This is a genomic window from Bacillus cereus group sp. MG4 (assembly GCF_040460055.1).
Lineage (GTDB): Bacteria > Bacillota > Bacilli > Bacillales > Bacillaceae_G > Bacillus_A > Bacillus_A wiedmannii.
The window spans coordinates 1,205,991-1,228,078 of the sequence record NZ_JARVGZ010000001.1 but is presented as its reverse complement, the minus strand read 5'-3'; the positions used below and the strand labels follow the sequence as shown (position 1 = coordinate 1,228,078).

The following is a 22,088-nucleotide window of genomic DNA, read 5'->3' as shown; positions in this document are numbered from 1 at the left end:
TGTATGAGGGTAAGTGCTTTTGACGGCAATTGCAATTGGTTATAAAATAATGTCTGTTAAGGGATTTTATAGAAACTATCATTCACCTGCTGGGGATAAAATGAAAGTATTTATTAAAGGGTGGAATAAACATAGTTTTATACATACATAGTAGATTTATAGTTTTTCACGAATGAGAAAATAAAGGGAGGTTAGGATGCTTACACGAACTGTGTAGGTATTTCATACAGCAATGAATATTAAAAAACGAGTAATCACACTATCAACAAGTTTAGTAATGTTAGGGAGCACTCCTTTAGCAATATCAGCAGAAGAGAGTAAAAAAACCTCAAACTGATCAACTTCGTATCGCACAAGGAGAACGTGGAACGAGTGGGTTAAGTTATTCTAATTTCAATCTAGAAACTCCAGATCACATGCAAATTAACGAAGCGGAAGTATCAGAGAATGAGAAAATTCTTTTAGAACAATATAAACATAAACATGATGAAACAGAAGAGTTACATAAAATGAAAGAAGCAAAAAAAGGTTAAGTAGCGGAAGATGAAGCTATTTCAAACATTGAATAGGCATTTGAACATGTAGACGGTCGAAATGATGGTTCTACTCGCGAAATGAAGCCGGTTGAAAAGCCAAGAGCTATTCAATATAGTGCGTCGATGACTATAAAGAAATATGGAACACTTTACAAATCAACATTTAATCACATACAAACAGCATGTTCAACGATTATGCAGCTTACAGGTAGTTACTGGTGTTGGAAATAATGAGTTTAATTCTAAAGGTACAACAGCTGCCTTTTTAGTGAAGATGTTAGACTCTATGCAGAAATAAATGAATGGTATGTAGAAGGTTGTATTGATGCAAGAAAAAATAATAAAGACTTTAAAGGAGCTATCCAAAATGAAAATTTGGAACAGCTCCTTTTTTATTTTAGCCCCTATGAAGCCCCTTCCAAGCCCCTCATAAGCACCTACCAAGTAATAAATCACTAAGAAAAAACAAAACAAAAACAACTACAAGAACAAAAAAGCGCGAAAAAATAAAACCGGCGTTGTAGTAGTTAAAAAAATTTGGAATTCAAATGCAAAAACAAAGCGCTCATTCCTATATGTATATTGAAGGGTTGAATTCTGTCTTTTTATGAATAAAAGGAGGGGGTAAACATATGGCGGTGTACCGTAATGTGCAGGTGAACTTTTGGCAAGATGAATTCATATTAGATTTAACGCCAGAGGAGCGTTATTTTTACATATACTTGTTAACTGGTACGAAAACGAAGCAATGTGGAATTTACGTATTACCGAAGCGTGTGGCAGAACTGGAAACAGGCTACAGTATGGAAACTGTTGAGAAGTTGTTAAATAGATTTGTTGCATATGGAAAGATTTTATACGATGCGGAAACGAAAGAGTTATACATACTAAATTGGCTACACTATAACCCTATTTTAAATACGAATGTAGAAAAGTGTGTGTTACGGGAATTAAAGACTGTGAAAAATAAAGAGTTCATACATACGTTTTTACGTAAATGTCTTGAAGAAGAATGGAAGATTCCATTGTTATTGCAGCATTTTGGTATGCCGGCAGAAGAGGACAATAGTAGTTTACAAGAAGTTACTGAGGAGAAGGAAGAAGAGATAGAAGAGGATACTTCGCATAGTGAAGTTTATAAGTTTTACGAACAACATATAAGTAGTCTATCTCCGTATATCGTGAAGGAATTGAAAGAGTGGATACAAAAAGTTTCAGGAAAGACAGTAATAGAGGGGCTTAAAATTGCATTTGAACATAATAAGCGAACGCTTGCTTATGTGAAGGGGATTTTAAGGAATTGGTATAAGAAAGGACGAGTAGATTTCATTGAAGGAAAGGAAGGTTTACATAAGAGAGCAGTATGTAGTTTGTATGATCCATAGTATGAGAAAGTATGGGTTTTCAACTTTTCTAAAAGGTGCTTCCTTAAATAGAAGCGAATAGTTTGAGAAAGGAGGGGTTATATGGAAGTTCTCATAAAGAAGAAACGAACTAGAGGTAAGAGAATTTTTATTTGGTCTAGTAGTATCGTTCTTTTGTTATTTATTTGTACAGTGATTTTTTTGAACATATATACGCTAAGTTCTGTGCCAAAGATAGATGGGACGATAAAGCTAGAGGATTTACAACATGCTGTTCAGGTAAAACGGGATAGTAAAGGGGTACCGCATATTAAAGCGGAAAATGCACATGATTTATATTTTTCGCAAGGGTATGTACAAGCGCAAGATCGTTTGTTTCAAATGGATTTAAGTAGAAGGCAAGCTTCTGGGATGTTGAGTGAAGTTGTAGGGGAAGCAGCTGTTGATCGAGATAAGTTGTTTCGAACGCTCGGTTTACGGCGAGCAGCCGAAGCGTCTGTTAGTCAATATGACGGGGAAGCGAAATATGCCCTGCAGTCATTTGCTGATGGGGTGAACGCTTTTATACGCGAGGCGAAAGAGGAAAAGAAATTGCCGGTTGAGTTTACTATATTAGGATATGAGCCTACTGAATGGTCCATTGTTGATACGTTAACGATTGGAAAGTATATGGCGTTTGACTTAGGCGGACATTGGCACGGACAGGTATTTCGATATTGGGCGCTGAAAAATTTACCGAAAGAGCAAGCAAATGAGCTATTTCCTACATATCCGAAAGATGCACCTAGATTGCTAGCTGAACTGAAGAATACAAATGTGGACGTAGCACAAAGTTTTGCAAAAACGATCATTCCGCCAGAGTTTAATGGTAGCAATAACTGGGTCATAAGCGGTGAGAAGAGTGTGTCTGGTAAGCCAATTTTAGCGGATGATCCTCATTTATCTCTTGCAACGCCTTCTATTTGGTATCAATCGAAACTTGAAATGAAAGATTTACATGTGAGTGGTGTTATTTTCGCTGGAGTACCGGGTGTTATATTAGGTCACAATGACAAAATAGCATGGGGCGTTACGAATACAGGTCCTGATGTACAAGATTTATATATTGAGAAGCGAAATCCTAATAATGAAAATGAATTTTTATATAACGATAAATGGGGAAAAGCTACAGTTGTTGATGAATCTATTAAAGTAAAAGGCGGGAAAACAATTCCGTATAATGTGACGGTTACGAGGCATGGTCCAGTCATTTCAGAGTTTGCGGATAAAGGAAAAGAGAAAACGAAAACAGTATTCGCTTTGAAATGGACTGCTTTGGAGCCTTCTGCTGAATTAAAGGCTGTATTAAATATGAATAAAGCGAAAGATTGGAATGAGTTTGAAACGGCAATTCAAGATTTTCATACACCAACTCAAAACTTTGTATTTGCATCAAATGACGGCACAATTGCGTATAAAGCAAATGGAAATATACCAGTGCGTAAAAAAGGTGATGGGAGTTTGCCAGTGCCAGGGTGGACAGATGAATATGAATGGGAAGGGTATATCCCATATGATCAACTGCCAAAAGTAATAAATCCAAAACAAGGGTTTATTTCAACTGCGAATAATAAAATTGTGGATGATCATTATCCGTACCATATTAGTAATACGTGGGCACAGCCATATAGACAAATGCGTATTCAAGAATTTTTACAAGAGAAAGAAAAGTATACGGTGAAAGATTTAGAAGAGTTACAGATGGATCAAAAAAATTTATACGGGAAAGAATTTGCCCCTATATTTTTAAAAGAGTTAAATAAAGCATCGTTAAATGAAGTAGAGAAAGAAGGCGTAAAACAATTAACAAAGTGGAATTTTTACGATAGTAAAGATGAAGCAGCACCATTAATATTCCATTTGTTAATGAAAGAGATTTCAAATACGTTATTTTCAAAAGAAATACCGAAAGATGTGATTGAGTTATTTGAAGGGAAGTCACAAGTTGTTGATGAATTGATTCGAAAAGAAGTAGCGGGAGAAAATAGCGCTTGGTTTACGAAGTACGGAGGCTTCACGAAAGTTGTGCATACATCGTACGAAAATGTAATGAAGAAACTACAGAAGGAATATGGCCCTGATGTTGCGGAGTGGAAGTGGGGCGATTACCATCAACTGGCGTTCACACATCCAATTTCAAAATCATCTAGTATGTTAGCGTTACTTGCATTTAATCGTGAAAAACCAGTTCCAATTGGCGGAAGCCAAGTTACCGTTCAAGCAGCGAGTTACGGAGATAACGGTATTGTCAATCATGGAGCTTCTTGGCGATTCGTGATTGATACGAAAGATATGTCAAACGGTTATCATATCGTAGGGCCAGGACAATCAGGACATTTTAGAAGCGATTGGTATCATGATCAAATAGATGATTGGGTAAACGGAACGTATCATACGACTACATTGAATACGGATGAAATAGAAGGGAAAGTGTTAACTTTACAACCGAAATAATGTTCGAAGAGGCTCTTACTATAGGTAAGGGTCTCTTTTTTGTCGTGTGACAAAATTTGACAAAAAATTCTGTAGAACTTTGTTATAATTTTTTTGGAATATTTTGTTTAAGGTTTTACAGCAATAGTGATACATGTATTCTAAATTAAAGGGTTTTATAGGGGGATAAATACAAGAATGAACGACATGGAGAAATATCGAGAGAAAATTAAAGTGATTTCTTTTGATAGAGAAAAAAATCAAATGGTTGAAGTGGAAGAGAGTAAAATAACTTTTGATGATGTTGGCGGAATGGAAGATATTAAAAAGAAAATCAATATGGATTTTATTATGCCGATTAACAATCCAGAGTATTTTCAAGCTTTCGGTAAGAAAGTAGGAGGCAGTTTATTATTTTATGGGCCGCCTGGATGTGGTAAGACATTTTTAGCGAGAGCAGTTGCAGGTGAGATAAACGCTAATTTTATTCATTTAGAGTTGCAAGCAATACTATCGATGTGGTCAGGAGAAGCAGAGAAAAATTTACATGAAGTGTTCGAAGAGGCAAGAAAAACAAAGCCTTGTATTTTATTTATAGATGAGTTAGACGCATATGGCGGGAATAGACAGAAGATGGGTGCTCATCATCAAAGAACGTTAGTTAATCAATTGCTAGTGGAGATGGACGGAAGCAATTCTTTTAATGAAGGTGTTTACATAATTGGGGCAACAAATACACCATGGTATATTGACCCAGCGTTACGACGACCAGGCCGTTTTAATTCACTTGTTTTTGTGGCACCACCAAATAACGAGGAAAGACTGACAATACTGGAGTTGAAAACAAAGGATAAACCGAGAATGGAATTGCAGTTAGATTTTGTTTCGAAGTATGCAGAGCATTTTTCAGGAGCAGATTTAACATATTTAGTGGAAGATGCTATTAATGAAGCTATTCAACGTTCATTTGAAACGGGACAGTTACAACCCTTATCCAATGAAGATTTATTAAAAGCAATGAAAAAACGGCAACCGACAACTTTAGACTGGTTCTCAACCGCAAAAAATTATGCAACGTTTAGTGATGTAAATAAAGATTTTGACAAAGTATTAGAGTATATGGAAGAACACCAATTGAAATAAATGATATTAGATTGGAGGGAAAGGAATAGATGGAGGAGCAACTTAGGAGAATCTCGCACTTATTGAAGCTTGGTGATGTTGAGCTTGCAAAAGAAGAAGCGGAATGGATGATTAAAGAAGATCCAGAAGATGCTACTGGTTATATTTGTTTAAGTCATGTGTACTACTTTGGATTTCGACAAATTGATGAAGCAAGTAAATATTTAGAAGATGCACTAAAAATAGATCACTTAGATGAAAATGTTTTGTTAACAGCGTTAGATATTTTTTATGCGCAAGAAAATTTTGAGAGATTAAAAGAGATAGCAGAAATAGGGATAAAAAATTATCCGGAAGAAGGCGTATATTACTTTTATGTGGGTGAGGCAAAAGTACATATAGAATCGCTTAATAAAGGTGAGGGTGTTGCAAAACTCATAAATATTCAAAAATAAATGCATAAAAAAATCCGTTTTCCTGGAAGAATGATAGTACCCTAAACTATCTCCAGAAAGGACGGATTTACTAGTATGATAACCAATTTTGATCACAATCAATCCATTTTACACATTTTATTTGCCTACGTAGACAGTTTAACCATTGGAGGCGTTCCGCCTATTACAGGCCGCCCACCTATCTGTAGAAAAGCTTTACTCAAATGTTTTTTTGTGAAAACGGTATTCCAAATCAATTCATTACGTAAGTTAACTCGCTTTTTGCATCAATATCCTTCATTTCGTGTATCTTGTGGTCTTTCCTTTGTTCCTCATATATCCACTTTCTCACGTGTAGGAACTTGGTTTCGCAATGAAGGTATTCCGTTGATTCATAAACAAACTCTTGAAGAAATGAATTTAGGATTAATTCCGTGTGTTTTAATTGATAGCACTGCCTTACGGAGTAGTTTATATGATTCCCAAGCAAAATGGGGGAAATCTACTCGTTATGGTTGGTATAAGGGATATAAAGCTCATGTCTGTTCTACACCAGAAGGTGTTGTATTGTCGTATGCATTTACAACAGCGAACGTACATGATAGCAAAATGGCTCCTGTATTGCTTCAAGATATACAAAATCAAAATGTGTTATTTTCCATTGCAGATGCTGCTTATGATAGTCAGCGCATTTATGAAATTGCAAAAACATGTGATATTTTTGCGGTGAATCCAATTAACCCACGTAATGGCGAACAAAGCAAAAGTACACATCGCCGTGTATTATCTCATTTTGCACAAACCATCTTTGGCAAACAGTTGATGAAAGAGCGTGGGAAAATTGAACAACAGTTTGGTCATCTCAAAGATAAAGGGCTGGAACAGCCACGTTGGTATGGTCAAAATCGCTATTTATTACATGTTCAGCTAGTTTTTCTGATTCATAACATTGCATATTTATTTTAGTTTTGCAACACCCTCAAAGGTATTACATACTATAACAAAGCGATAGAGTTAGAACCTGAAAATGATATGTATGTAGGAAGATATGCTTTTATTCTTTTAAGTTATTATCCGAAACGAATAGAAGAGGGTATAAAGGCGGAAAAACGTGCGTTAGAGCTAAATCCAGAAAATGTAACAAATCTAGTCTCTTTTGCAAATGTAGCAAAAGAAAAAGGGAATTTTAAAAAAGCAAGAATGCTAGCTGAAACTGCAATACGATTAGAGCCGAATCATGAAGGTGCCTACAAAATTTATAGAGATACAATTGGAACGAAAAATAAGTATTGTGCTTTTATGGCAAGTTTTACGTATACATTTTGGAAGTCATTTTCTAAGTTTTGTAAAATATTTTCGTTTACAAGTAAGAAGAGTCTTAAATTATATTATATTTTAGTTGTTTTAAGCCTTTTAGGATGGATAATCCTCCCTGTATATTTAACAGGTTGGTATGCCGGTTCCGTGTATATAGTTATTTTTATGATGTATATCATTTCATCTATTATAAAAGGGCGGATTCATAAAGAAGTAGGACTAGGAACACGCTTTGATGCTGAATACAATGTGAAAAAAAATAAAATCATTCGAAATCGTGAAATTTCCAATATGGAAAGTACAGTTAAAAAAGGAGAAGCTACTACTATTCCAGCTGCGAAACTATCAAAAGAAGAACTGGAAGCACAGCTAGAGGGCTTTTGGAGTAAAGGAACTGTGTATGAGGGGCAGCAAGAGGTTGCTGCAGCAGTGAAAGAACCAGCTTTATCATCAGCTGAACATAAAAAGATTCAATCCTATTCAGATATTGAATCACCAAAATATAATAAATGGTATATTTGTTTAATTGTCGTTTTATCGATCTCCTTTATATTTAAAGTTGGGAAATTGTATAACTTAAATAATACAAATGCGGTGAATACGACGCCACAAATGAGTCAAGAAACGAAGGATATTATTGTAGAGCAACAAGATAAAGCGCTCAAAGATAAAAAAGAATCGTTCGATAAGTTAGAAGTAGTAACTGTTTTATACGTATTAAGAAAAGGTGATTGGAATGGAAGTACAATCGAGGGAGCTATAGAGAAAAGTTATGTACCGGTTATGTTAGAAAAAGTAGGACAACCAGCCGGGGAGAAGTTAAAAAAAGCAACTCCTATGAAAATATATAAAGAGGATACAAGAACGTATGTATTACTTCAAAATGGAGATAGCTCTTTTATCATTGAAATAACAGCAAGAAAGTTAACTCATATTTACGGTGAGAACTGGAATAATGCGCAAGAAGAGATGCAAAAATATGAAGAGCTACTAGGGAAAATAGAGTCACAAGGCGTTGAAGCAGGGGGGATTTAGCATGAGTATTAAAGTAGTAAGGGCAACGGGGATGATGGGAGGAGCAGCAAGAGTCGCTGTAAAGGTAGATAATGAAGTAGTAATGAAACTTGAAAATAATGAAGAATATACGCTTCCTTTTGAGGGAGATGAAGCAAATATAAAAGTAAAACAATTCTTTTTTGGGAGTAAAGAAAAGAAAGTAAAGGATGGCGATATAGTAGAAATTAAGATTAATAGTATCGCCATTTTATTCATGATTGTGTCAATAATGGCTGTTGTATTTGGTTCTTCAATGGGTATAAATATAGTTGTTTTTGGTGTTATAGGAGCGTTAGTTACGTTAGTATATGGATGGAATAACTGGTTTAGTTTAGAAGTTAAATAAGTATTGTATCTGTTTTGTGTTAATTCATTTCATTTACTATACATAAAGTGTAATTATTTTTAATAGAGGACGGGGAGAATCATTATGAAGAAAATAATTGTAGCATCTAGTTTGGCGTTAATAGTAGGTTTGACAACTGGTTGTAGTAGTGAAAAAACAAGTGGGCCTAAAACTACATCTGTACAAAAAGAAAAAGAGTTAGTAGCGAAAGACATTTTTAAAAAAGCGGGTGATAAATTAAAACAAGAAGAATATCTCACTTTAACGTCTCTTATGTCAATGAAGGGGAACAGCCAATCAGAAGAGATTAAAATGAACATTCAAATGGAGCCAAAACGAAAGAATTCTAGAACGGAAATGAAAATAAGTGGAACAGATATTGTAACGTACGAAGTAGATGGAAAGGTCGCTGTTCAAGTGAAAGACCCTGGTACAGGAGAGTTAGTTACGATACCTAATGATCAATTTAATGTTGATGACGTAATGGTAAGTAAAAATTTACTTAATGAGTTAGATTTACCGGAAGATTTAGCTAAAAAAATGAAAGCAAAGAAGGAGGGAGATACATATAAGCTTACACTTGACTTAAAGGGGAAAGAAGCAGTAGATACATTACAGAAAATTAATGGAGATATGAAAAAATTAACGGACGGATTTAATATGGATGCGTTCACTGTTGAATATATCATAACGAAAGATTATAAATTTGAAGAGATGCGTACAATTATAAATGTAAGTGAACGTAATACAGATAAGAAATCTAGTGCGGATAAAGAAAAATTGGATACAGTTGTGAGTATAAAAATTGATTCATTTGAAAAATTTGATCCAATTAAGTTGCCTGAAGGAAGTCAATAAATTCAATCATATAAAGGTAAAAAAGGAGCGGAAATACGCTCCTTTTTTTATTTACCTTACTATTTTTAGGAGGTTAGTATGAATAAGGTGCGGATAAAGGGTGAATAGCATTTTTATTGATGAAATTTCATTAAATATTCTTGTGGAATATATGTGAAACATTGTATAGAATAAGCAAGAATGCCAAAAATTATAGGAGGAAAGTTGTGAAGAAAAATAAGAGTTTAGTAAGTTTTTTAGGGGTGTTTATTATGTTGTTTTCTTTTTGTTTTCAAGGAAATGTACAGGCAGATGTAAATACTGTCCAATCTGGAAAAATCAAATCAGGAAATGTAACGGTATGGGAAGTTGGAAATGTAGCGAAAGTTTTAGCTGATGTAGAGCGTTTAAATTTAAATACAGTAAATGTACCAATTCAAGTAGATATTCCGAATGTAACTTCTACGAACATGGTAATTAATCAAGCGCAAAAGCAACAGGCTATTCTTTTAATTCAAGAATTATTAAAGCGTAATATTCAAGTTATTGTGGAACCGTTCCCATATATTCAGCAAGGAAATGTTGGGGAAACGGAATGGAATCCGAGTAATATTAATGATTTCTTCTGGAATTGGAAGACGGTTATTCTACAAGACATCTTTAATTCAATTACAAGTAAATACAATGTGTACGGGCTCAAGATTGCTTCTAATTTTGTGAATATGGAATATGCAGAAGGATATTGGAGCGATACGATTGATTTCGTCCGTCAGCAGTATAAAGGAAATGTTTTGTATCAAATGAATTGGTGGTTAACAGCAAGCTTTGATCCTTCTTATGAAGCGAAGTTTAAAGAGAAAATCAATCGTCCGTATTTAAAAAAGGTGGATATTGTAAGTATTGATAGTTGGTTTGAAGTTTCAGGAAAAAGAAATCCAACATATGAAGAAGTAAAGAAAAGTTTATTTGCGACGACAGTGTATAATCGTGGGCAAAATGTTGTGCAGCAGTTAGAACAATTACATAATGCAACAGGAAAACCGGTTTATTTTGGTGGATTTAACGTTCCGGCGCGTGAACTTGGACTACAAAATCCGTGGAATCCAGATGTATCTAATGTGTTTTCAAAGGACGTACAATTAAACGGATGGCGTGCTTACCGAGATGTATTAGAAACGAAACCGTATTTTAAAGGTTTTTCAATTTGGTTTATTGGCTCTCATAATAGTACGCATGCGTATCAAATACATAGTAAAGAAGCAGAGGCAGTTATTAACGGCTGGTACCGAAAATAATTTTTATAAAGTAGGTAAGTTTTGAATTTTACCACATATATTTCTAGTGAAAGGCCTTTCACCATCTTATCACCTAGGGGGCAATCATAATGAAATTTTTGTCTTACCTTACAGTAATTTTGGTGATTCTTGGCGGTTTGAATTGGTTGTTTGTAGCGTTAGATTACAATGTAGTTGAGAAATGGTTTGGTTCTATGCCGGCGCTTGTGGACACTATTTATTGGCTCATTGGTCTTTCTGCTATTTATCAAATTTTTGATCGGTTCTTCACGGACAATTAGCAATTATACTTTATTACTAGAGTGTTAAGTACGATTATGTACTTAACACTTTTGTATGTTTATAAAAAGTAGTTTGCAGATGCAAGCGATTCCATTGCTTCTTACGCCGTAATAATAGAAAACAAATTGACCACGTATTATATTTTAGGTTATAATTCAGAAAGTTTAAAAATTAATAAAAATAAGAAATAGGGAGGTTATTAGGGTGATGGAGAGAGTATATAATTTTTCAGCTGGACCATCAATACTCCCTTTGCCAGTTTTAGAGAAAGTGCAAAAGGAGCTTGTAAATTATAACGGGACAGGCATGTCTATTATGGAAATGAGTCATCGATCTTCTTATTTTCAAAGTATTATAGATGAAGCGAGTAGCCTAATTCGTGAATTAATGAACATTCCTGATGAGTATGAAGTACTGTTTTTACAAGGCGGTGCGTCATTACAATTCTCTATGATACCGCTGAATGTAATGAATACGTACAAAAAAGCAGGGTACGTATTAACTGGCTCATGGTCTAAAAAGGCGATGCAAGAAGCTGAAAAAATAGGGGAAGTACAAGTGCTTGCTTCTTCTGAAAAAGAGAAGTTTACTACAATTCCTAAACTGGATGGTTTACCGAATGATGAAAAACTAGATTATGTACATATAACAACGAACAATACAATCGAGGGGACGAAATATGTGGACATTCCACATTTAGATAAAGTACCGCTCGTTGCGGATATGTCCTCAAATATTTTATCAGAACGATATGATGTTTCAAAGTTTGGTCTTATATATGCGGGAGCACAAAAGAATTTAGGGCCAGCGGGCTTAACAATTGCTATTATAAAAAGAGATTTAATTGGGGGAGCAGATCGCTCTTGTCCTACGATGTTAAACTATGAAACTTACAGCAAAAATAACTCCTTATATAATACACCGCCATCCTTTAGTATTTACGTAACGAAACTTGTACTAGAGTGGTTGAAAGAGCAAGGCGGGGTATCTGCGATTGAAGAACAGAATAGAATGAAATCTTCACTTCTTTACAATTTCTTAGATGAATCAAAATTGTTTACTTCACCAGTTGATCCTACGTATCGATCACTTATGAACATTCCGTTTACAACACCGTCAGAAGAGCTGAACAATCAGTTTTTACAAAGAGCGAAAGAACGCGGTCTCGTTACGCTAAAAGGACATCGTTCAGTCGGTGGTATGCGTGCAAGTATTTACAATGCGATGCCAGTACACGGTGTACAGCAATTAGTAAATTATATGAAGGAATTTGAACTTGAGAATAGATAGGGAGATGGGGTTATGTTTCGTGTTCAAACGTTAAATCAAATTGCGGAAAAGGGTTTGCAAGTCCTTGATGGAGAGCGTTATGAAGTAGGGGATAGAATGGATCACCCAGACGGTATTTTACTTCGCAGCTATTCTTTACATCAAGAAGAATTTTCAAAAGACTTAAAGGCGATTGCAAGAGCTGGTGCTGGTGTAAATAATATTCCTGTCGAGCGATGTACAGAAAAAGGGATTGTCGTATTTAATACGCCAGGAGCTAATGCCAATGCAGTAAAGGAACTCATTATCGCCAGCCTTATTATGTCTTCACGTAACATTATTAATGGAGTAAGCTGGACGAAAAATTTAGAGGGTGAAGAAGTACCGCAGCTTGTTGAATCAGGAAAAAAACAATTCGTTGGATCAGAAATTGCAGGGAAACGTCTAGGCGTTATCGGCCTTGGCGCAATCGGTGCTTTAGTCGCGAACGATGCGTTAGCTTTAGGGATGGACGTTGTCGGATATGATCCTTACATTTCAGTTGAAACAGCATGGCGCCTTTCTACACATGTACAAAGAGCATTTAGTTTAGATGAAATTTTCGCAACATGTGATTATATTACACTTCATATTCCTCTTACGAATCAAACGAAGGGGATTATTGGTGAACATGCTGTAGAGAAGATGAAAAAAGGAATGCGTTTATTCAATTTCTCTAGAGGAGAACTTGTAGATGAAAAGGTTCTTCAAACAGCGTTAGAAGAAGAGGTTATTGCGCATTACGTAACGGACTTCCCGAATGAGAATGTGATAAAGATGAAAAATGTAACTGCGACTCCTCACCTTGGTGCATCTACATCTGAATCAGAAGAAAATTGTGCGGTCATGGCAGCACGTCAAATACGAGAATATTTGGAGACAGGAAATATTCGTAATTCAGTAAACTATCCAAACGTAGAACTGCCGTATATTGGAAAGAAACGAATTACAATTATGCATCAAAATGTTCCGAACATGGTAGGACAAATTACAGGATGTTTAGCAGAGCATCATATTAATATTGCAGATATGATTAATCGTAGTAAACATTCTTGGGCATACACAATGATTGATATTGATAACGGAATTGATGATATAATAAAAGAGAATATAGTGGAAAATATAAGCAAAATTACAGGTGTTGTAGCCGTTCGAATGATTGTGTAAAGGAGTGAGGAAAACTTGGCAAAAATCCGACCGTTTCGGGCCATTCGTCCAGTAGAAGAAAAAGCAGCAGAAGTTGCAGCTTTACCGTATGACGTATTAAATAGTGAAGAAGCAAGAGAGGTTGTAAAAGGGAATCCATTTTCTTTCTTACACGTTGATAAAGCAGAAATTGATTTAGACCCAGCACTTTCACCGTACGATGATCGTGTATATGAAAAAGCGGATGAAAATTTAAATCAATTTATACGAGAAGAAGTATTCATTCAAGACGAAGAGCCAGCATTATACATTTATGAACTGACGATGCAAGGAAGAACGCAGTCAGGTCTTGTCGTTTGTACATCTATCGATGAGTATGAAGATGATACAATTAAAAAACATGAAAGAACGCGTCATGAAAAAGAACTAGATCGCATTCGCCACGTAGATGTGTGTGATGCAAATACGGGTCCTATCTTTTTAACATATCGTACAAAAGAAGAAATAAAGCGTTTCATCGCCAGCTGGAAAGAAGAGCATGCGCCAATCTATACATTTACAGCAGAAGACGGCGTTAGGCACGTTGCTTGGAAAATAGCTGATGAAGAAGTAATTGCTACTTTAGTAAACGCATTTGAAGATATTCCTAGTCTTTACATTGCAGATGGGCATCATCGCTCAGCATCAGCAGCAAAAGTAGGGCTCATGCGAAGAGAACAATATCCGAATTACACAGGAGAAGAAGAGTTTAATTTCTTCCTATCTGTATTATTCCCTCACGATGAATTATCCATTTGGGACTATAACCGAGTTGTGAAAGATTTAAACGGCTTATCAGAAGAACAGTTTTTAAATCAAATCACGCAATACTTTTATGTAGAAGAAGCAGCTGTTTCTCCGTATAAACCAAATGAGCCAAAAACTTTTGGAATGTATGTAAATGAGAAGTGGTATAAGCTTACAGTGAAAGAGGAAACGTTTGATGCGAACGATCTCGTTAAAGGTTTAGATGTATCTATTCTGCAAGATCATTTATTAAGCCAAGTACTTGAAATACACGATCCGCGATCTGATTCACGCATCGATTTTGTCGGAGGAATCCGCGGATTAGAAGAACTAGAACGCCTTGTAAATAGCGGTGAATATAAAGCAGCGTTTTCATTATATCCGACATCAATGGAAGCTTTATTATCAATCGCAGACGCTGGAGAAATTATGCCGCCGAAGTCAACGTGGTTTGAACCGAAACTGCGTAGTGGGTTGTTTATACATTCTTTAAAGTAAATATAGACTTCTTTAGATTGAAAAACCGAAATGATTATAGTTTCGGTTTTTCTTATTTTGGCTCAGTTAACGTTACATGTTGATTTTCATGTTAAGATTGAAATATGTAACGACAGGTCGCTACAAAAAACGGAGGAAATACGATGAAAATGCAACTGCAAGAAAGTTTTTATGTTGAGTTAAAAAATGCAATTCGTTGTCATTATAACGAAATTATAGCTAGGTGCGGTGTTGACACAATATATGGGTACTCCATATTAACAGACGATTGTGTCAATAGCATTGGACCAGTGGCTAATAAAGAAAGACTAATCAAAGTTAATAAGTCGGACCCTTTATACAATTATTATAGATACGGAGCTGTTGAGTGGAGCGAATGGGACGATTTTGAAATGTTTGATGAAGTGCACAAAATTATCAAGAAATATCATGATATCGTCGAAGATGACTTTAACATACGAGTAAATACACTGTTGAAAGAAACGTTAAATGTGTTAATGGAACTTGAATCAGAAGGCTTGTTTGGAGACAGAGATGATAATCGATTTATTGTCATTTGTGTAACTGATTCATCGAACGAAATCATGATTGAATCAGCTCGATTGCTTAATACATTAAAGACATACGAAGAATATGCTTCAGAATTTGCATAAGAATGAATATAAGTAAAACTGCGCTCTATAAGAGGCGATTTTCATTTAATCAAAAGTCACAAATTAATAGTAACAATTCGTTGTGACGTAACCATTGAACAATTTGAGCCCGATGAAAAAAATCATACAAAAATTATAGCGATATTTACATGTAGGAATCAACTTGAAAAGGAAGTTATGAAGGGGAGTTTTTCGGGGATTATTCTTTAATTGATAGGAAAAGTAATGAATAAGCCCGTCAACAAAAAGGACATTCCTAGTATTACAAGAAATGTCCTTTCCACTAAATTATAGGGTATTTTGCTAAAATTCAAACTCTAAAATCAGTTTACTAGTTTGACCTGTAAACTGATAATGATAGGACCCCCGCAGATTTTCTAAGTTACCGGTAGCTTTAATAATTGTTCCTGGGGAATCTAAATTTCCTTTATCGAATATTCCTTGCTCTATAGCTGTAAATGTCCCTTGTTGCCCCTTATAAATTCCTTCAAAGTGTAAAAATCCAGAAATTTTAGCAGTAGCCAAGTGACCATCATTTATATTTGAGTCTAAATAATATAATAAGTATTCAACAAAAGCTTTTCCTTTTAATTCACCATCAATATCATATTCAACATGGGCAATATTAATAGGGAAATCTTTTCTAGTATCATCGATTGGTTTTTCATCCCATTTACTTACTGTAAATGTTACTTCCATAAACGTAATCTCCCTCCAATTATATACTTTTAAAAAGTATCAATTCACAGTCATATCTCATAGGAGTGTTTTTATTTATTCCACGCCACTCTCTAAAATAGAAAAGGATACATTTTCACAATCAATTTCTGCCATCGCGCCGTATGGTAAAATAAACTTCGGCTCGGTATGGCCAAAATTTAAATTATAAAGAATCGGCAAATCTTCTAAATTATGTTCTTTCATTACTTGCAGTATTTCGTGTTTATATTCTTCATAATACATTTCGTCTTTTGGTTTACCAAAAATGATGCCCTTTGCTTTTTGCAGAATGCCTTGTGCTGCATAATTTCGTAACCAATACTTTATATAGCTTGGTTCTGGATGGTCTTCAGAAGTTTCAAAGAAAAGGATACGATTCTCCCAATATTTTTTCTCAGGCCAAAGCTCCGTTCCTTTTGCAAATTCCAATACTTCTATACAACCACCAATTAAGCGTCCTTGTACGGTAGTAGAGCCTTGAAGTAGTTCATAGCCATTGTTTTGTTGCATCGTACGCCTTGTATCTTTATTTACCTCTATCCATTCTAAACGCTCACTTGTCCATTCATGAGCTGGTTGAATCTCGCCAATTGTCTCATTTGAAAAGAGAGTCCGATTTACCATTTCAACTGTATATGGATCCATCTCTATATTTTCGGAAAAATCGGTCAAAATTGCTGGACCGTATAAAGAGGAAAGACCTGCTTTATGGCAAAATAAATGTGAAATAGTAACGTCAGAGTATCCCATAAAAATTTTCGGGTTTTCACGTATTACATTAAAATCTATATAAGGAAGTAAGCGAATGCTATCTTCACCGCCAATATTCGCAATAATTGCTTTCACGCGCGTATTTTTAAATGCTGTCATTAAATCTTCCGCACGAGCCTCTGGGTTGTTATAAAGGTATTCGCTACCTTTTAAGCTATTTGGCATTGGAATAACCGTAAGACCAAAATCTTCTTCTAATCTTTTTACTCCTTGCTCATATCGCCATCTTATTTCAGAATCGCCTGCGCCTCCCCATGAAGGGCTTACTGTTGCTACGATATCTCCTGCCTGTAACCTCTTTGGTTTTATTAACATGTTAACACCGCTCCTACATAATGTAATGGACTACGATTATACAAACTGTATCATTGAAAAAACATGATGCATGACATTAGTTTCTTCATCATCAATCCGTTTACCTGCTGATATGCAAGAATTTAGCATTCGTGATGAATATAGGAATAATCGATTTAAATTTAAAAATCACAGTATGCAACATTGCATAAGAAAGATGGTTGCTATTTTCTACAACCTGTAACTATAATAGTTACAGGTTGGTCGTATCCAATCGAAAATAAAATCATCATGAATGGAGATGTTACATATGGGTATGAAAAAATTAATTTTAGCAGGTGCTTTAGGTATCGCAGCATTATCAGGAACGAATTTACCAGGATTAGAAGTAACAAAAGCGAGTGCGGCTTCAATTGAATCGAATTTCTCGACGTTAGAAGGACGAGTAGTAGAAGTAGATAACGGTGTGATTGTCGTAAAATCTAAGCAATACGAAGAACCTGTTAGTGTATATATGGATTCACTTTCAAACGTGAAAGTAGGAGATGAAGTAAAAGCTACTGGATCTATGATGCGTAATTTTACAGAATATATGGTTGCAACTGCAGTTGAAAATACAACAAATAAGTTAGGCATGCATATGAAAGAAGATGGTTCTCCTGATTATGTGATTGGGGAAGTATCAAAAGTAGGAACGAGGGAAGAGGAAGGAGAAAGTTCTACTAAATATGTCGTAGTTGAGTATCCATCACTAAACGGGAAGAAAGTTATTATTGATGTTTTCTTAACGAAGGGACAAGTATTTCATACGGGCGAGAAAGTAAAAATTGATATGAAGTTTGTAGGCTGGGGTGGAAGTTCTATTAACTGGAACACAACGGATCATATTGAAAAAGTTCATGATGTAAAGAGCGACGTTGAAAATAATGATGATGTTTGGATTTGGTCTTAATTAGACGCTTGTAAATAACAAATGTATCATGCAGTACCCATCGAATCATCATATGTATGATAATTCGATGGGTACTTTTATGTTTTTTTGAGAATAACGGATTTCTGATTAGAATATGATGTTAACACTGGAGCGAAGGTGAAAAAAACAATATGGAAAGAGGTGTTTAAGGGTGGAGCAAGATGAGGTTTATTTACGAGCTAAAAAAAGAATGGAGAATTTAAAAGCATTTTACATTCACTTAACGGTTTATATACTAGTGAACTTAATGCTTTTTATTATAAATATAAGTTCTGATTCAAGTAAATTATGGTTTTTATATCCACTTGCAGGTTGGGGGATCGGTATCGTTATACACGGATTGACAACTTTTCCATTTGGGATATTCGGAAAAGAGTGGGAAGAACGAAAGATTAAAGAATATATGGAGAAAGATAAGTAAATTTATTTCCGGAAATTATGAATATAAAATCTCATATGAATCTCTATGATCACACGCTTGATGCGAAGTCTATTTTATAGCTTCGCCTATTTGTTTTGTATTCGAAGTTAGTGCGAGTGAGTGTTCATATTCATTTCAAGCATCAATTGTATGTGAAATCAAAACTTTATTTGTAGTACATAATAAATACAGTTGTTTTACTTTTTTAATTACTTGTGGATGTAGGATGAAGTTGATTTATTACCCTATATTAAAATAAAAATAAACCACTGTTCGATTTGAATATTCCACGATATAATGATGAGAGTTTATGACAGAATAAATATTTACATAAGAAGTGAGGTACTGTATGAAAAAAAGAACGACAGACATTATTTTTATTATTATCGGTGCATTTCTTTTTGCGTTAGGTGTCAATTTGTTTGTTATCCCGAATGAGTTTGGTGAGGGTGGAGTAACTGGTATCACGATTATTACGTACTATTTATTTGAATGGTCACCGGGCTTAGTTAACTTAATTTTAAATGCGATTTTGTTAATAGCTGGTTATAAATTTTTGAATAAGATTACAACAATTTATACGATTATCGCTGTAGTTACGAACTCGCTATTTCTTCATTTGACAGAAGGTTGGACGATTGCTTCGGATGAAATGCTCGTAAATGCCATTTTCGGTGGAATATTTATTGGATGCGGGATTGGTCTTATTATTCGCGTTGGTGGAACAACTGCAGGTACTACCATCTTAGCAAGGATGACGCATAAATATTTAGGATGGAGCATTAGCTATGGTTTACTGTTCTTCGATTTAATTGTTGCGTTTTCATCTTATTTCATCATTGGTGCAGAAAAACTGATGATAACAATTATTATGCTATATGTAGCAACGAAAGTGATGGAGTTTGTAATTGAAGGTTTAAATCCGAAGAAAGCCATTACGATTATTTCTGATAACCCGAATGAAATAGCTGGGAAGGTAACTACGTTAATGGGCAGAGGGGTTACGGTGTACTCAGGTCATGGCTATTACACGAAAACTCCGAAGGAAATTCTTTATGTTGTTATTAATAAGCAAGAAGTAGTGAAGCTAAAACGAATTGTTCAAACTACGGATCCAGCTGCGTTCATCGCTATCCACGATGTTCGTGACGTATTTGGAGAAGGATTCGTTGATATTTCTAAAGCTTAGAAATTATTTTTTATTAAAATAATCTTAATACTAAAACGTAAGAATCTATTTTGAATAATCTTTTTTCAAAATAGATTCTTTTTATTTATCTTAAAATGTTGGTTTGTTTTTCTTTTTCTTGCAAAAAATCTAATTGTTTCTTAAGGTAAGGATGTAGAAGGATGAACAAGAGAGGGTTTAATGAAGATGATACATATTTTATTAGCTGATGATGATAAGCATATTAGAGAGTTGTTACATTACCATTTACAAAAAGAGGGGTTTAAAGTTTTTGAAGCAGAAGATGGAAAGGTAGCGCAAGGCGTATTAGAGAAGGAAAATATTCATCTTGCGATAGTAGACATAATGATGCCGTTTGTTGATGGTTATACGTTATGTGAAGAAATCCGGAAGTATCATGATATACCGGTTATTTTATTAACTGCGAAAGATCAGTTAGTTGATAAAGAAAAAGGATTCATTTCTGGTACGGACGATTATATTGTAAAACCATTTGAGCCAGCTGAAGTCATTTTCCGTATGAAAGCTTTATTGCGCCGTTATCAAATGCTGAGTGCAGACATTATTACACTTCACGGGACGACAATTGATCGTAAAGGTGTTGAAGTAAAGTGTAACGGGCAGACGATTTTGCTTCCGCTAAAGGAATTTGAATTATTATCACAATTAGCTAGTTATCCTGGGAGAACATTTTCAAGAGAAGAGCTAATTGAATTAGTATGGGGAATGGATTTTGAAGGAGACGAACGAACGGTTGACGTTCATGTGAAGCGACTGAGAGATCGTTTCTCAAAACGAACTGATGATTTTCAAATTACGACAGTGCGCGGACTCGGTTATAAGTTGGAGCTGAAATAAGATGAAATCACTATATTCTAGATTTGTTTTTATGACAGTTGGGATCATGCTTCTTAGTAGTATTATCGGTTTTTTATTAACGAACGTATATTATCAAGTGAAGTTAAAACCGTATAATAGTGAAAAGATTTTAACGTATGCGAAAGAAGTTAAGTCATTATATGAAAAGCAAAGTGATGGAAATCAAGAGGCGTACTTGCATTCTATTGCGAAATTAGGATATGAAATTTATATTGTCGACGACAAAAAGAATGGAAAACGTATCGGTAATGCGTTTCGTAAGACGACAATAAGTGATGATACCGTTCATAAAGTATTGAATGGCGAAACGTTTAATGGTGTTTCTACATATCCGACTCGCCTATTTATTACCGGTTTTTTCGATAATGAATTAATAAATAGTGTCGGTGTACCAGTGCAACACGGTGATAAACAATATGCTTTATTTATTCGTCCTGACATTCAGAACCAATTTGGTGAGATGCGAATTTTCTTAGCGGTATTGCTTGGGTTTATCGTTGTATTAAGTATTATTTTTATTGCGATTGCAGCAGGTTACATCGTTCGTCCTATTCGTAAATTTACGAAGGCTACGCAAAAAATTGCGAGTGGCGAATATGAAATTGAACTAGACGTAAAGCGAAAAGATGAAATAGGAACGTTATCTACAAGCTTCCAAAAGATGACAAAAAGTATAAAAGAACTAGATGAAATGAGACAAGAATTCGTTTCGAACGTTTCACATGAATTCCAGTCACCGCTTTCTTCTATACAAGGCTTCTCGAAAACATTGCAAACAGAAAAGATGAGTGAAGAAGAAAGAAACCATTACTTACGAATTATTGAGGGTGAAAGTAAGCGAATGTCTAGTTTATGTAAACAGTTACTTACGCTTGCTTCATTAGATAAAGAAGAGAAAGTGTTGCAAATAAAAGAATTTAATCTACAGAAGCAAATTAAAGACGTTATTTTTATGCTCGAATGGAAATGGCGGGAGAAAGATATCGCCGTTGAATTTGATGTACCAGACATTACAATACAAGGTGATGAAAACTTACTTCATCAAGTATGGAGTAATGTTTTCACGAATAGTATTAAGTTTTCAAACGATGGTGGAACAATTGAATTTGTTGTAGAAGAATTAGAATCAAGTGTGATGATCTCTATATCAGACAACGGAATCGGTATGGAAAGAGAAGAGATGGATCGTATATTTGATCGTTTTTACAAAGTAGATACGGCAAGGGCAAGAAACGTAGAAGGTAGCGGTTTAGGATTATCGATTGTGCAAAAGATTGTGGAACTGCATAACGGAAACGTTTCAGTGTATAGTACGAAAGGGGAAGGGACGACTGTTCAGGTGGAGCTTCCGAAATAGATAAAAGAGGCTGTTTGGGAACAGCCTCTTTT

At 35.0% G+C, this 22,088-nt stretch carries 22 protein-coding genes and 2 pseudogenes; 22 read left to right on the top strand and 2 right to left on the bottom strand.

What is annotated here, in order from left to right; all coding sequences use genetic code 11:
* Window positions 1–232: 232 nt before the first annotated feature.
* From QCI41_RS06360 to QCI41_RS06280, 17 genes and pseudogenes are all read left to right on the top strand, one after another.
* Window positions 233–686: pseudogene (locus QCI41_RS06360) on the top strand (S-layer homology domain-containing protein); the annotation flags it as partial.
* Window positions 676–834: a hypothetical protein gene (locus tag QCI41_RS06355; RefSeq protein WP_353838895.1), complete on the top strand. Its 159-nt coding sequence runs from the start codon at window positions 676–678 to the stop codon at window positions 832–834. The pseudogene QCI41_RS06360 and the gene QCI41_RS06355, both read left to right, overlap by 11 nt.
* A 334-nt stretch (window positions 835–1,168) precedes the next feature.
* The gene (locus tag QCI41_RS06350; protein WP_353837912.1) at window positions 1,169–1,921 is read left to right on the top strand and encodes a DnaD domain-containing protein; all 753 of its coding nucleotides are present in this window, start codon (window positions 1,169–1,171) and stop codon (window positions 1,919–1,921) included.
* A gap of 81 nt (window positions 1,922–2,002) precedes the next feature.
* Window positions 2,003–4,393: a penicillin acylase family protein gene (locus tag QCI41_RS06345; protein ID WP_353837913.1), complete on the top strand. Its 2,391-nt coding sequence runs from the start codon at window positions 2,003–2,005 to the stop codon at window positions 4,391–4,393.
* Window positions 4,394–4,570: 177 nt separating this feature from the next.
* Complete coding sequence (locus QCI41_RS06340; RefSeq protein WP_000999215.1) at window positions 4,571–5,515, top strand: ATP-binding protein; 945 nt, start codon at window positions 4,571–4,573, stop codon at window positions 5,513–5,515.
* Between the two features lie 29 nt (window positions 5,516–5,544).
* Window positions 5,545–5,949, top strand: coding sequence for a tetratricopeptide repeat protein (locus QCI41_RS06335; protein WP_353837914.1), 405 nt, complete (start codon window positions 5,545–5,547; stop codon window positions 5,947–5,949).
* Window positions 5,950–6,024: 75 nt separating this feature from the next.
* On the top strand, window positions 6,025–6,894 hold the full coding sequence (locus tag QCI41_RS06330; RefSeq protein ID WP_353836336.1) for a transposase: 870 nt from the start codon (window positions 6,025–6,027) through the stop codon (window positions 6,892–6,894).
* 66 nt (window positions 6,895–6,960) lie between these two features.
* Window positions 6,961–8,280 carry a tetratricopeptide repeat protein gene (locus QCI41_RS06325; protein WP_353837915.1) on the top strand — a complete coding sequence of 440 codons (1,320 nt, stop codon included), beginning with the start codon at window positions 6,961–6,963 and terminating at the stop codon, window positions 8,278–8,280.
* Between the two features lies 1 nt (window position 8,281).
* Window positions 8,282–8,647, top strand: a complete 366-nt coding sequence (locus tag QCI41_RS06320; RefSeq protein ID WP_098209234.1) for a hypothetical protein — start codon at window positions 8,282–8,284, stop codon at window positions 8,645–8,647.
* Between the two features lie 84 nt (window positions 8,648–8,731).
* Window positions 8,732–9,505: a DUF6612 family protein gene (locus QCI41_RS06315; protein ID WP_353837917.1), complete on the top strand. Its 774-nt coding sequence runs from the start codon at window positions 8,732–8,734 to the stop codon at window positions 9,503–9,505.
* Between the two features lie 206 nt (window positions 9,506–9,711).
* Complete coding sequence (locus tag QCI41_RS06310; RefSeq protein ID WP_046954818.1) at window positions 9,712–10,779, top strand: glycoside hydrolase family 113; 1,068 nt, start codon at window positions 9,712–9,714, stop codon at window positions 10,777–10,779.
* Between the two features lie 89 nt (window positions 10,780–10,868).
* The gene (locus QCI41_RS06305; RefSeq protein ID WP_000670803.1) at window positions 10,869–11,060 is read left to right on the top strand and encodes a DUF378 domain-containing protein; all 192 of its coding nucleotides are present in this window, start codon (window positions 10,869–10,871) and stop codon (window positions 11,058–11,060) included.
* 208 nt (window positions 11,061–11,268) lie between these two features.
* Window positions 11,269–12,351, top strand: a complete 1,083-nt coding sequence (gene serC / locus QCI41_RS06300) for a 3-phosphoserine/phosphohydroxythreonine transaminase (protein ID WP_353837918.1) — start codon at window positions 11,269–11,271, stop codon at window positions 12,349–12,351.
* A 12-nt stretch (window positions 12,352–12,363) separates the two neighbouring features.
* A complete protein-coding gene (locus tag QCI41_RS06295) occupies window positions 12,364–13,536 on the top strand; it encodes a 3-phosphoglycerate dehydrogenase family protein (protein WP_353837919.1) in 1,173 nt (390 codons plus the stop codon).
* Between the two features lie 15 nt (window positions 13,537–13,551).
* Window positions 13,552–14,799: a DUF1015 domain-containing protein gene (locus QCI41_RS06290; RefSeq protein ID WP_353837920.1), complete on the top strand. Its 1,248-nt coding sequence runs from the start codon at window positions 13,552–13,554 to the stop codon at window positions 14,797–14,799.
* A 143-nt stretch (window positions 14,800–14,942) separates the two neighbouring features.
* The gene (locus tag QCI41_RS06285) at window positions 14,943–15,452 is read left to right on the top strand and encodes a DUF4303 domain-containing protein (RefSeq protein WP_353837921.1); all 510 of its coding nucleotides are present in this window, start codon (window positions 14,943–14,945) and stop codon (window positions 15,450–15,452) included.
* A gap of 72 nt (window positions 15,453–15,524) precedes the next feature.
* Window positions 15,525–15,662, top strand: a pseudogene (locus QCI41_RS06280) (enoyl-CoA hydratase); the annotation flags it as partial.
* 93 nt (window positions 15,663–15,755) lie between these two features.
* Here QCI41_RS06280 and QCI41_RS06275 read toward each other — a convergent pair.
* Both QCI41_RS06275 and QCI41_RS06270 read right to left on the bottom strand, forming a co-directional pair.
* On the bottom strand, window positions 15,756–16,151 hold the full coding sequence (locus QCI41_RS06275; protein WP_000454105.1) for a DUF3224 domain-containing protein: 396 nt from the start codon (window positions 16,149–16,151) through the stop codon (window positions 15,756–15,758).
* Window positions 16,152–16,226: 75 nt separating this feature from the next.
* Window positions 16,227–17,258 (bottom strand): S66 family peptidase, encoded by a 1,032-nt coding sequence (locus QCI41_RS06270; protein WP_353837922.1) that lies wholly within the window; start codon window positions 17,256–17,258, stop codon window positions 16,227–16,229.
* 289 nt (window positions 17,259–17,547) lie between these two features.
* Here QCI41_RS06270 and QCI41_RS06265 point away from each other — a divergent pair, with 289 nt between their 5' ends.
* From QCI41_RS06265 to QCI41_RS06245, 5 genes are all read left to right on the top strand, one after another.
* Complete coding sequence (locus QCI41_RS06265) at window positions 17,548–18,189, top strand: hypothetical protein (protein ID WP_353837923.1); 642 nt, start codon at window positions 17,548–17,550, stop codon at window positions 18,187–18,189.
* Between the two features lie 172 nt (window positions 18,190–18,361).
* Window positions 18,362–18,631, top strand: a complete 270-nt coding sequence (locus QCI41_RS06260; RefSeq protein ID WP_000434262.1) for a 2TM domain-containing protein — start codon at window positions 18,362–18,364, stop codon at window positions 18,629–18,631.
* A 349-nt stretch (window positions 18,632–18,980) separates the two neighbouring features.
* The gene (locus QCI41_RS06255; protein WP_000747488.1) at window positions 18,981–19,820 is read left to right on the top strand and encodes a YitT family protein; all 840 of its coding nucleotides are present in this window, start codon (window positions 18,981–18,983) and stop codon (window positions 19,818–19,820) included.
* A gap of 180 nt (window positions 19,821–20,000) precedes the next feature.
* Window positions 20,001–20,678 carry a response regulator transcription factor gene (locus QCI41_RS06250; protein ID WP_000781972.1) on the top strand — a complete coding sequence of 226 codons (678 nt, stop codon included), beginning with the start codon at window positions 20,001–20,003 and terminating at the stop codon, window positions 20,676–20,678.
* Window position 20,679: 1 nt separating this feature from the next.
* Complete coding sequence (locus tag QCI41_RS06245) at window positions 20,680–22,056, top strand: sensor histidine kinase (RefSeq protein WP_353837924.1); 1,377 nt, start codon at window positions 20,680–20,682, stop codon at window positions 22,054–22,056.
* Window positions 22,057–22,088 lie beyond the last annotated feature (32 nt).